General features: G+C 39.0%; 12 protein-coding genes. 1 reads left to right on the top strand and 11 read right to left on the bottom strand.

Features of this window, described 5'->3' with window-relative positions:
- The 10 genes from AC1DOS_RS12850 to AC1DOS_RS12805 all read right to left on the bottom strand — a co-directional run.
- Nucleotides 1-498, bottom strand: a 498-nt coding sequence (locus AC1DOS_RS12850; protein WP_477537826.1) for an ABC transporter permease subunit, incomplete at its 3' end; no start/stop codon positions are given.
- An 18-nt stretch (nt 499-516) separates the two neighbouring features.
- Nucleotides 517-1,500, bottom strand: coding sequence for an ABC transporter substrate-binding protein (locus AC1DOS_RS12845; protein ID WP_477537825.1), 984 nt, complete (start codon nt 1,498-1,500; stop codon nt 517-519).
- A gap of 142 nt (nt 1,501-1,642) precedes the next feature.
- Complete coding sequence (locus AC1DOS_RS12840; protein WP_477537824.1) at nt 1,643-3,076, bottom strand: dihydrolipoyl dehydrogenase family protein; 1,434 nt, start codon at nt 3,074-3,076, stop codon at nt 1,643-1,645.
- Complete coding sequence (locus AC1DOS_RS12835) at nt 3,076-4,296, bottom strand: dihydrolipoamide acetyltransferase family protein (RefSeq protein WP_477537823.1); 1,221 nt, start codon at nt 4,294-4,296, stop codon at nt 3,076-3,078. Before AC1DOS_RS12835 ends, AC1DOS_RS12840 begins: the two co-directional genes overlap by 1 nt.
- A 12-nt stretch (nt 4,297-4,308) precedes the next feature.
- Nucleotides 4,309-5,328, bottom strand: coding sequence for an alpha-ketoacid dehydrogenase subunit beta (locus tag AC1DOS_RS12830; protein ID WP_477537822.1), 1,020 nt, complete (start codon nt 5,326-5,328; stop codon nt 4,309-4,311).
- 1 nt (nt 5,329) lies between these two features.
- Nucleotides 5,330-6,385 (bottom strand): pyruvate dehydrogenase (acetyl-transferring) E1 component subunit alpha, encoded by a 1,056-nt coding sequence (gene pdhA, locus AC1DOS_RS12825; protein ID WP_477537821.1) that lies wholly within the window; start codon nt 6,383-6,385, stop codon nt 5,330-5,332.
- Nucleotides 6,386-6,400: 15 nt separating this feature from the next.
- A complete protein-coding gene (locus AC1DOS_RS12820) occupies nt 6,401-7,549 on the bottom strand; it encodes a Leu/Phe/Val dehydrogenase (RefSeq protein WP_477537820.1) in 1,149 nt (382 codons plus the stop codon).
- A gap of 46 nt (nt 7,550-7,595) precedes the next feature.
- Nucleotides 7,596-7,991 carry a thioesterase family protein gene (locus tag AC1DOS_RS12815; protein ID WP_477537819.1) on the bottom strand — a complete coding sequence of 132 codons (396 nt, stop codon included), beginning with the start codon at nt 7,989-7,991 and terminating at the stop codon, nt 7,596-7,598.
- Nucleotides 7,992-8,161: 170 nt separating this feature from the next.
- Nucleotides 8,162-9,304: a Leu/Phe/Val dehydrogenase gene (locus tag AC1DOS_RS12810; RefSeq protein ID WP_477537818.1), complete on the bottom strand. Its 1,143-nt coding sequence runs from the start codon at nt 9,302-9,304 to the stop codon at nt 8,162-8,164.
- Between the two features lie 389 nt (nt 9,305-9,693).
- Complete coding sequence (locus AC1DOS_RS12805) at nt 9,694-10,674, bottom strand: NAD(P)H-dependent flavin oxidoreductase (protein ID WP_477537817.1); 981 nt, start codon at nt 10,672-10,674, stop codon at nt 9,694-9,696.
- An 81-nt stretch (nt 10,675-10,755) separates the two neighbouring features.
- Between AC1DOS_RS12805 and AC1DOS_RS12800 the strand changes: the two genes are divergently transcribed.
- Entirely contained in the window at nt 10,756-11,280 is a 525-nt protein-coding gene (locus AC1DOS_RS12800) for a gamma carbonic anhydrase family protein (protein WP_477537828.1), read from the top strand.
- 60 nt (nt 11,281-11,340) lie between these two features.
- Here AC1DOS_RS12800 and paaX read toward each other — a convergent pair whose 3' ends face one another.
- A complete protein-coding gene (gene paaX / locus AC1DOS_RS12795; protein WP_477537827.1) occupies nt 11,341-12,201 on the bottom strand; it encodes a phenylacetic acid degradation operon negative regulatory protein PaaX in 861 nt (286 codons plus the stop codon).
- Between the last annotated feature and the right edge of the window lie 156 nt (nt 12,202-12,357).

Genomic DNA, 12,357 nt, shown 5'->3' with positions numbered 1-12,357 from the left:
GGCCATAATAAACAAAGTTCCCCATGTGGCAGGTAAATATTGAACTCCTAGCATGCTGAAAAAATTGTTAATAGCCGTGTCTATTCCTAGCGAACCCCAAAATGATTGGAATTGATTAAACATCGTTTCTGCATTTAATAAAGGGATATTCGGTCGACCAATAGAATTCTCGGATGTTAGTCCCATTATTCGTAAATTTATAGAATACAAAGCAATCATCATTAATATTCCAGCAAGTAATGCATTGATCTTTCCTTTTGTATGTAGAAGGCCGGTAACACAGCCAGCCAGAAAACCAATTATGACGGCTACTGCTGTAGCTAGCACCGGATGATACCCTAAGATAATCATCGTGGCAGCAACTCCTGCCCCTGTTACAAAACTTCCATCAACCGTTAAATCCGGAAAATCCAACACTCGAAATGAAATATACACTCCGAGTGCCATTATTGCATAGATGATTCCTTGCTCTACTGAGCCAAATACAGCTGAAAACATGTAGAACCACCTCCTGTTTTATTCGCTAAATTCAGCTTTCCACTCATCTTTAATGTCAAGTCCAATAGCTGAAGCTGTGTCTTTATTCATGATGAATTTTAATTTTTGCGGAATATCGACAGGCAAGTCAGCCGGTTTGCTTTCACCTTTTAGAATTTTCACTGCCTTTTCGCCTGCTTCATAGCCGATATCAAAATATTCAAATCCATAAGCAGCTAAGCCACCTCGTTTTACTGAGTCGAATTCTCCTACCATCATTGGTAGTTTATTTTCGTTTGCAACAGAAATGACCGATTCAAGTGCAGAAACTACTGTATTGTCTGTAATGATGTATAAAGAGTCTACTTTTCCAATCAATGATTCTGTTGCTTGTTTTACATCTGCAGAAGTTGCAACAGATGCCTCAACAACAGTCATATCCATACCTTTTAGCATTTCTTTAACCGCATCCACTTGTGCACGAGAATTCTGCTCGCCTGAGTTAAATACCATACCAACTTTTTTAGCGTTCAATTCTTCTTTCAGGAACTTCATCGTATTTGGTATCGCATCAGGATGACTATCGATAGTACCTGTTACATTACCACCTGGTTTTTCCATTGAATCAACTAACTCAGCTCCAATGGCATCTGTTACTGAAGTGAATACGATCGGTATGTCTGAAGTAGCACTTGCAGCAGCCTGGGCACTTGGTGTTGAATTCGCAAATATTAAATCAACGTTAGAACTGACCAAGTTAGTTGCAATTGTTGTGCTCGCACTTGGATCACCTTGTGCAATTTGAACGTCATATTTCGCATCAATTCCTGCATCTTCTAAAGCCTTTTTAAAACCATCATAAGCTGCATCTAAGGAAGGATGTTCTACTATTTGAGAGACGCCAATGTTATATGTCTTCTTTTCTCCCTCAGTGGTGCTTGTCTTTTCGCCTTCTCCACACGCTCCAAGAAGTAACGCACTACTCAACATAACAACCCCGAATTTTCTCCAACTATTCTTCATTACATTTCCCCCTCTTAACTTAGTTATATGTTTTTTATTCGGAACCAAGTGATAGAATAGCAACATTTAAAATGTTCCGATAATTTATGAGTGTATCATGCAGTGTAACGAATAACTAGAAGGAATTTACGTATTGTGATTATTATACTTTCAATAAGGTTTTCTTTTTGGAAGGTGCTATATGAATTGCTTGGCCAATTAATCCTTCCACTGCTTCAAGGAGTCCTTCACTGAATCCTGGATGTGCATATAAAGGGAATTTCACATCTTCCTCTTTTGCAGCCATTTCAAGCAGTTGTACAAAGGTACCTGACATTTCAATGGCGCCTTCACCAATCATGTGAATTCCGCTAATGATTTCAGTTGTAGAATCAGCAATTACTTTAATAAAGCCATCTTTTTTACCAGTTATTGAAGCATAACCGTTGCCAGCAAGAGGAAATTGGCTGACCCGAATCTCCATTCCAAAGTTGCGAGCGTTTTGTTCAGTTAGACCAACAGAAACGATCGGTGGAATGGTATGCGCAACGATTGGTAAAAATGTAAGGTCAACTTCAGGTTTTCTTCCTGCAATTGCTTCAACAGCTGCTTTGCCTTGTTTGATTGCTTTAATCGCCATGAGAGAGCCTTCAGTGACATCACCGATTGCATAAATAGATGGAATCGAGGTTTGCATATTTCCATCCACTTGTATAAAGCCCTCATCCGACTGAACAATGCCTATGCGTTTAATGCCAAGCGGCTCCACATTTGGTGTTCTAATTCCAGTTAGGAAAAAATGTGAACCAGTTATGGTCTCTTCAACGTTTTTATTAGTAAAAGTAATGGCAATTTCACTTTCCGTTTCATTCGTCGAAATCAATTGAACATCTTTATAGACCGTTATTTTACGTCGTTTAAATAATCGATTAAGTTCTTTATTGATAGATTCGTCGAATGTATCGCCTTTATCATCAAATAGGATAGTCACTTTTGAACCTAACGCAGCAAAACTAGAAGCCACTTCAAGGGCTATGTAGTCTTGACCGTTTACTATAAGATGTGGTGGTATTTCTTCAATTTCAAATATTTCATGAGACAAAAGAATCCGTTCTCCTTTTTCTTTCAAACCTAAAGGCATCTTTGGCGTACTGCCTGTAGCAATGATTACCTGTTCAAATTCAAAAATATCAAACTGATGTCCATTCTCCACACCGATTCGATCTACTCCAAGGAATGTAGCTTTGCCACTAATCACTTCAATTTGGTTCTCTTTACACAGACTTTCTACTCCAGCTCTAAGCCCAGTGATGACTTTATCTTTATAGGTAAGTAGCTTATTAACATAAAATGCGTCGTCGCCATTACCAATCCCCAAATCTTGCAAATGTTTGGTTTCTGAACGTTTTGTAGCTGCATGAGTAAAGATTTTAGAAGGGATACAGCCTTTATTTAAACAGATACCACCTAAGTCAGCCTGTTCAATTAAAGTAACCGAAAGTCCAAGCTGAGCACCTCGAATGGCGGCAGAGTAACCGCCTGGTCCCCCACCGATGATTATAAGATTTCTTTGTTGACTGATTTCCCCGACAACCATTAAATCATCTCCATGATCAGTTTGTGTGGTTGCTCAATTAGACTAGCAAAGCGGTTCGTAAATGCTACAGCCGTTGCTCCATCAGCAACCCGGTGGTCAAATGCCATGGAAAGCGTCATGATGTGACCGATGACGATTTCATCATGATTGTTGACAATTGGTCTTTTTTTCGTTTTATGGAAAGCTATTAACGCCGTTTCAGGATAGTTAATAATTGGTGTCGCACCCGTACTTCCAAGTGGGCCTACATTACTCACGGTGAATGTACTGTTTTGCATTTCAAACGGTTGAAGTTTTCCTGCAATGGCTCTCTCCGTCAATCCTTTTACTTCTTTGTGAATATCTTTAATTGATTTCTTGTCTGCATCATGAAGTACTGGAACAATCAAGCCGCTTTCTGTGTTTGTAGCAAGACCTATATGATAATTCTTTTTAAGAAGTATTCGACTATTTACTTCATCGAGTTCCGCGTTAAAAATCGGGAAATCTTTTAGAGAAATAACAAGTGCTTTAATAAGAAATGCAGAAACTCCAATTAATTCACCGGATGCCTTTAAATCTTCTCTCATTTTAAAAAGGTTGGTCATATTTACTTCGTCAAAATGAGTAACATGCGGAATTGTAAACAAGGATTTCGTCATCTTTTCTGCAATCTTTTTTCGTATCCCTTTAAAAGGAATCTCATCTGGAGTTTCTTTAGTAGAGGTTCCTTGAGGGACAATCTTAACCGATTCTTTATCAGTTTTTTGTCCTTTTAAGAAACGATAAACATCTTCCTCTGTCACTTTTCCAGATGGGTCAGTAGCCTGAACATCTTCTAGATTAATGTTGTTTTCACGAGCAATCTTACGTGTGTATGGTGCTGCAAGTATTCGGGAGAACGTGTTCTGCGAAGACTTTTTAACTTGTTCATTTGACTGGAAATCTTGTTTTTTTACATTTTGATTTCTTTCAGGTTGTGTCTTTTGTTCTGTTCTAACGGCATCATGCGCTTCTATATAGATGAGACTTGTTCCTACTTTGACCGTCTCGCCGGCTTCTATGATTATTTGTTTCACTATTCCTGAGCAAGGCGAAGTAAGTTCTGCAAWCATTTTATCTGTTTGCACTTCAACGAGTGGTTGATCAGTACTTACAGAATCCCCGACTTTGACTAAGTAATGGATGATCTCTCCTTCGGTCATCCCTTCACCGATATCGTGTAATTTTACTTCGAGCATTACATTTCCCCCTTAAAAATGAACCACTTTTTCAATCCCTTCAACTACTCGCGCAGGTGTAGGAAGATAATGTTCTTCTAATGTAAAGAATGGAACAGGAACATCAAAGCCCGTTACTCTTTCAATAGGAGCACGTAAATAAAGGAAAGATGTATCATTTATAATCGACACAAGATCATTACCGAGCCCTCCGGAATTGTGAGCTTCATGAATAATGACCGCTCTTGTTGTCTTTTGTACGGATTGAGCAATTATGTCACGATCAATTGGATACAGTGTGCGAAGATCGATAATTTCACAACTAATTCCTTTTTCTTCTGCCTGTTCAGCTGCTTTTTCAGCGATGGAAACCATAGCACCCCATGCTATAAGTGTGACATCCGTACCTTCACGCACTATTTCCCCTTTGCCAATTTCAACGGTATATTTTCCAACAGGTACTTCTTCTCTCTTGGATCGATAGTTTTTCATCGTCTCTAATACAAGAACTGGATCTGGATCTTCCATTGCCGCAATTAGTAACCCTTTTGCATCATATGGGTTGGATGGACAGACCACTTTAATACCTGGCATATGTGTGAATAATATTTCTGTACTATCAGAATGAATTTCTGGTGCCCGAATTCCAGCACCGTATGGGGCTCTAATGACCATTGGTACAGTAAAATGAGACATTGACCGCATACGAAGTCGTGAAACATGTGTCATAATCTGTTCGTACGCTGGATAGATAAATCCAAGGAATTGAATCTCAGCAATCGGTCTAAAACCGTTTACTGCCAGTCCGATTGACGTTCCTATAATTCCAGCTTCTGAAAGTGGAGTATCCACTACCCGCTCAACACCAAACTTTTCTTGAAGTCCTTCTGTTGCACGGAATACACCGCCATTTTTACCGATATCTTCACCAAGGACGATCGTTCTATCATCCTCTTCTAGCATCAAGCGCATGCCATCATTAATCGCTTGAATCATCGTCATCTGTTTTGTTGTACCATTTTGTTGATCCGACTCTTTCAATTGGGTCATCATGTCACTGCCTTTCTAAATGTGCAAGATATGCTTCTTTCTGTTCAGCGAGTTGAGTAGGCATCTCAGCAAATACGTGATCAAAAACGTCATTTACGTTCGGCGGAGGGAAATTCTCCATTTCTTCTACAGCCTGTTCGACTTCAATTGTAGTTTTTGCTTTTATATCCTGGACCCATTGGTCGTCCCAATAGCCATAGTTTTTCATAAACAATTCCATACGTGTAATAGGGTCAACAATATGTTCACCTTGTTCTTTAGGACGATATTTAGATGGATCGTCTGCAGTCGTATGGGCACCTGTTCGCCAGGTCACAGCTTCAATCAAAGTAGGTCCATCCCCGTTACGAGCATGATCAAAAGCTTTTTTCGTTTCAAAATAAACGGATAAACAGTCATTTCCATCAATTCGAACACCTGGCATACCGTAGGCTACAGACTTTTGTGCAATTGTTGCAGAATTCATTTGTTTTTCAATCGGTACCGAAATCGCATAGCCATTATTCTGATTAAAAAAGACAACTGGAACTTGGAATACGCTTGCAAAATTCAAGCCTTCATGAAAATCGCCTTCCGAAGTTGCCCCATCGCCGAAATAGGCAATTGATGCATTTCTTGTTCCACGTAATTTTTCAGCCCATGCGGCACCAGCAGCATGAGGTAGCTGTGTTGCTATCGGGACCGCAGGAGGGAAGATATTTTTTCCTTCTGGCGGTACACAACCTTCGACTCTTCCGTTCCAATATAAAAATGTGCTAGCCATACTTTTTCCGAATGTTATGGTTGCACCATGATCACGATACGTTGGGAACACCCAGTCATCCGAATTGAGCGCTAATGCACTTCCTACCTGAGCAGCTTCCTGCCCTTCAAATGGTGCATACGTACCTAAACGCCCTTGTCGTTGCAAGTTAATTGCTTTTCGGTCATATGTGCGAATTCGGATCATGTTATAGTACAATTCTTTAACCAATTTTTCGTCAATCATGTCTTCAAAACTTGCATCTACTAAATTTCCTTGATCATCTATTATTCTCTTCATCGGATAGTTTTGTTCCACTAAAGTTGCCTCCAATCAGGATAAATTGCGAATGGACCACTTTGGTTTCGCAGGTGTTGTATAAAAGCTATTTCGCTTAGATCTATCTGCAATTCTTTTTTCACACATCTGATTTGCTGATTCCTCAGTTGTTCTTCCGCTACTTTTAGCTTCCTGATAAACTTCCAAAATCGAATCGTATATATGTTTTGTTTTAGCAAGTACCCGCTCATGGTTAATACCATACAATTCATCTGCCACCTGAATTAGTCCTCCGGAGTTGACGATATAATCAGGTGCGTATAATATGCCTTTTTCTTGAAGCATTTTTCCGTGTGTATCATTTAATAGTTGGTTGTTAGCTGCTCCTACAATCGCTTTTACTTTGAACTGAGCAATCGTGTTTTCGTTAATAATTCCACCAAATGCACAAGGAACAAATATATCCGCTTCCTGTGAATAAATATCTTCTTTGGCAATCACCATCACTGAACCAGTGGTGGTTGCTGCTTTTTCTTCAATGGCTAACAAGTTATCTGGATTTATATCCGTGACGTAAATGTGAGCTCCTGCTTCAAGCAATCCACATGCCACTTTGAATCCTACCTTACCTAGTCCTTGTATCGCATATTTATGTCCGCCCAATTCATCATTTCCAAAGAGCATGCGATTGGTCGCTTTAATACCGTAGAGAACGCCGGCTGCTGTAGGGATGGATGAATCGCCACCGCCACCGTACGCTTCCGGAAGTCCGTTGATGAAATTTGTTTCTTTCATTGCGTGAATGAAATCATCCATTGACGTTCCCATATCGGTACCCGTATAAAAACGTCCTCCCAATGAATTCACAAATTGACCAAATGCACGGAATAATTCAGGAGACTTATCTGTTTTAGGATCTCCGATAATAACTGCTTTGCCCCCACCGAAATCTACATCGGCAGCGGCACATTTATAAGTCATTCCTTTAGATAGTCGAAGAACATCTTCTAATGCTTCATCCATACTGTTATACGGTTGCATACGACATCCGCCGAGAGCAGGACCTAGTGTTGTATTATGGATGGCAATAATTGCTCGTAAACCTGTTGATGGATCATTACAAAAGACAATTTGTTCATGTTCACTCATTTTGTCAAAGAGTTCGAATTCCTTAGTCATTGATGTTTCCTCTGCTACTTTCATATGAAAGGCCTCCTTAAAATCTATCAAACAGAAATTCCTTAATTACTTAGACCGAAGCTTCGATTAACTTTTGAGCAATTGTTTCTTTTGGCAATATTACTTGTCTCACTTCACCTGTTCCGATTATGCCTACATGATTTTTCGCCGTCACTTTTGTGATCACCACATTGTCACGAAGTTCAACTAAAATGGCAGTTAATGTAACAGCAGAACCGAGAGTAGATGCAGCCAAATGCTTCAACTGAACGGATGCCCCCATACCCTCTTCATGGTCTTCCAAAAAAGGAAGAATGATTTTCCGGGAAACCCATTCCATATGATATGTCATTGCTACTGTTGAATAGACAGGATGTACAACAACACCTTCAAAAGAAGCGAACATATCTTCCGTTACGATAATCTCTATCGTTTCTTCTCTTCCTACGACCAATCCTTGTTTCATCATCTATCCCCTACTTACGTTGTAAATTATGTAACTCAAATGAATAGCGGAATATTGAATTTAAAAACAGAGTCTAGTAAACCTCGATATTTTGTAAACGCTTACAAACAATAATTACCTTGCTTCGAGAATGCCTTTAAATTGCGTTAATTGAATCTCACCGAATACTCTTAATATCGAAATGACCACTTAGGTTTCATTGAAGCTGAGTAAAAGCCATTTTGTTTTCCTCTGTTTTGAATTCTTTTCTCACACATCTGATTGGCTGATTCCATTGTCGAAATTCCGTTAATCTCTGACATCCTGTAAACTTCTAAAATCGCATCATAAATATGTTTTGTTTTAGCAAGAACACGCTCATGATTGATCCCGTACAATTCATCTGCCACCTGGATGAGACCACCTGAATTGATAATATAATCGGGAGCGTACAGAATTCCCTTTTGTTGAAGCTTTCTTCCGTGACATTCATCTAAGAGCTGATTGTTAGCAGAGCCTGCGATTGCTTTTACATTGAACTGATCGATTGTAAGGTCATTAATAATACCGCCTAATGCACAAGGCACAAATATATCTGCTTGCTGCGAATAAATATCTTCCCTTGCTACAATTTTCACGGTTCCAGACGTCGTTGTTGCTTTTTTCTCTATTGCTCGCAGACTTTCTTGACTTATGTCTGTTACGAAGAGATGAGCACCTTCCTCAAGTAATCCGTATGCAACTTTAGAGCCAACTTTGCCTAAACCTTGTATAGCATATGTGACTCCGCCTAAATCGTCTTTACCAAAAAGTACTTGATTCGTTGCTTTGATACCGTAAAGAACACCAGCTGCTGTCGGTATTGAGGAATCTCCTCCACCTCCATATGCTGCGGGTAACCCTACAATGCAATTGGTCTCTTTAACAGAGTGTATGAAATCCTCCATCGTTGTTCCCATATCTGTACCGGTATAAAAACGGCCCCCCAATGAGTTTACGAATTGACCGAAAGCACGAAACAATTCAGGTGTTTTATCTGTGTTTGGATCTCCGATAATGACCGCTTTCCCACCACCAAAATCCACATCAGCAGCTGCACATTTGTAGCTCATTCCTTTTGATAATCGAAGGGCATCTTCCAATGCTTCTTCAACACTGTTATATGGCTGCATACGACAACCACCAAGTGCAGGTCCGAGTGTTGTATTATGAATTGCGATGATTGCACGAAGTCCTGTTGACGGGTCATTACAGAAAACAACTTGTTCATGTTCAGCCATTCTTTCAAAAAGATCAAATTTTCTAGACATCGGAATTCTTTCTGCTATTTCCATCATTTAATCCCCCTCAGGATCTACGACATTTTATTAACCAGTTTCTTTTGAGGTTTGAGATGAAGCTTCTTCAAGTTATTTTATGTCCGACTAATTTACAGAAGTATATATTTAACGAACGCACTTATATTTAGTGTATGAGTTTCCGTTATCGTATAACACTATTTCAACGTAATATTATCAAACCGTAATATTATAGTCAATATAATAATTAGAAAAATCCATATTTTTAGAATTGAAAGTAATTTTAATGCGTATCATCTTTAATAAATCTTCTTTTAAGAACATAGACCTTTTCGGAATAATGGATATCGTCAATAAAGGGCAACCACTAAGTTCACTGAACTAAGTAGTTGCCCTTTTGAAAAAATAGCGGTCTAATAAAAATTTTACTTTTTATTCGATTGTTTATGAATTATGAAATCCAACTCACTTTTAGAGTGGCTGATTTGATTACTTGCTTCTTCAATCATGCTTTCAATTAACTCTTTTACATAAGGAATATGGTCTATCAATCCTGCTATTTGCCCACTATTAATAAATCCATTCTTCATATCACCTTCGATTGCACCTATTACATGTTGCTTTTCAGTCGTCAATTCACTGTATTGTGCACGTGTCATTCCTTCTTTTTCACGTTCGTCTAGTTTCATTGAATATGGTGTCTTTAACATTCTTCTGATCATGCCTACACTACGCCCTACTATTAGAGTTTCCGTATCGCTAGCATTCACAAGACTTTGCTTATACACCTCGTGAAATGGGGCTTCCTTCGTGGCAATTAAACGAGTGCCGATTTGCACTCCACTTGCACCTAACATAAGTGCAGCTGCCAGCCCTTTGCCATCTCCAATACCTCCAGCTGCAATAACTGGGACTTTAACATTCTTCACAATTTGAGGAATTAATGTGAATGTCGTTAATTCAAGCGTCGAATTGATTCCTGCTGCTTCAAAGCCTTCTGCAACTAGAATATCCACTCCTGCAGCTTCTGCTTTTTGGGCATGTTTGACTGAGGCTACAAGAGCAATGACTATCACACCATGCTCATGTAATTTCGCTATAAATGGGACTGGGTTTCCTGCCGACAGAGAAACAACCGGAACATTATGTTTGATGACAAGGTCAATGAGCTCTTCTGTATAAGGAGAGACATTAATTGCGATGTTAATCGCAAATTTCTTATTTGTCTTGGCTTTCGTTTGAAGTATAATCTTTTCAACTTCACTTGGGGTCATCGTGCCGCATCCTATGGTTCCTAACCCACCTGCTTCTGAAACAGCCGCCGTCAACTGGGCATTACTAATATTCCCCATACCACCTTGAATAATAGGAAAGTCAATCTGGAGCATTTCGCAAACGTATTTCATTAATTATCCACCTCTACTCAATTATGTTATAGTAAATCCATTAGAAAGACAATTGCGTTAATTTAATAGGGGGTAAAAATGATGATAGTTACGTTTAAAGGAAAAACACCAGTACTAGATTCTACGGTTTTTGTTGCACCGGGGGCGAAGATAATCGGGGAAGTTATAGTAGGGGCAGAATCTACCATTTGGTTTAATACCGTATTGCGCGGAGATGAAGGAAGAATTTCAATTGGAGAAAAATGTAGCATCCAGGACAATTCGACGATTCATTTATATGAAGATGCCCCTGTTGTAGTTGAAGATGAAGTGACAGTTGGACATAATGTTATTTTACATGGCTGCAAAGTGGGCAGACGCTCAATTATTGGAATGGGTTCAACGATTCTTGACCATGCAGAGATTGGAGAAGAATGCATAATTGGAGCCAATACTTTAATTCCGCCTGGCAAGAAAATTCCTCCCCGTTCCTTAGTTGTCGGCTCACCAGGAAAAGTAGTTAGAGAATTGACTGACAAAGATTTTGAAATCATCCAATTATCTATTGATACCTATGTACAAAAAGGTTACGATTATCGGGAGATTTTCCAGAACAAAGAAACATAATGAAAAAAACTGGGTAGCTATTAAGCACCCAGTTTTTTTCATAGAAAATCATAACAACTCTTAATCAATTATTAAGGGATGATCACCAGCATCATATGATTTATCTTTCCATTGCATGTCATTATCATCTTGGAATACTTCTTCGAAAAATTGACTTGCCGATTGGGCAAGTAACTTGTAGTATTGCTCGAACAAAAGAGCCGCATGATTTCCGTTCCATATTTCCGGAAGTAATTCTCTAGGAAGTCCAGGGTCAGTAAATAGAAACTTCCGGTATTCGTGAACAAGGTTTGTCCGTTCCACGAAACATTCTGCATCCGTCATTTGCCCTTTATTCATCATACTTTGATGGACAATAAATTGTTTGCTGTAGGTTGTGATGAATTCTTGATATTTTCCTTCGATTTCTTGAAGCGGCCAACTTTTTTCAACGAGTGATTTGTCAGCTTGTGGGCCTTTGTATGAAGATACGAAGAAATCTACGTAAGATTGAATTTCATACTTCTCAATAAGCAGATTCACTTCTTTTTCAAGATTATTCGGGGAAATCCAACACCCATTTGAAAAGCTCCCAAAACCACTCCATAAAAGTTCTTTACGGAGTTCGTCGCGAATCTGTCTTTTTTCTTCCGGAATCGTATACATAAGCATACGCCATTTCCCATCCCAATCGTTCGGCATCAATTTAAAAATCCGCACAGCGGCTTCTTCCATCCGTGTTTCTCCGCGTAGTGTTAAGAAATAATAACTTTTATTCCCCTTTTTCTCAGAATCAATCCAACCTTGCTTCATCATCCTGGAAACGGCTACGCGAACAGATTGTTCATTATGTCCAAATTCTTTTAATAAACGAATTAAGCTTCCAATCCAAATTTTGTTTCCGTAATGTCGGATATAGTCACCATATATTGTGAAAATCATGGATTGTGTATTTGCCACTAGTACTCACTCTTTCTTATTCGCTCTATATCGTATTTCACGATGCATCCTAACTATCATTATATCGTTATATTACAAAAAGGAAAATTTAATTACCAGTGAATACCGGACTCCTTTTCTCACTGAATGCGTTTAGTG

This window comes from Paenisporosarcina sp. P5_A11 (genome assembly GCF_056400705.1).
Note: the sequence above shows the minus strand (reverse complement) of the source record. Positions and strands in the feature narration are given on the sequence as shown.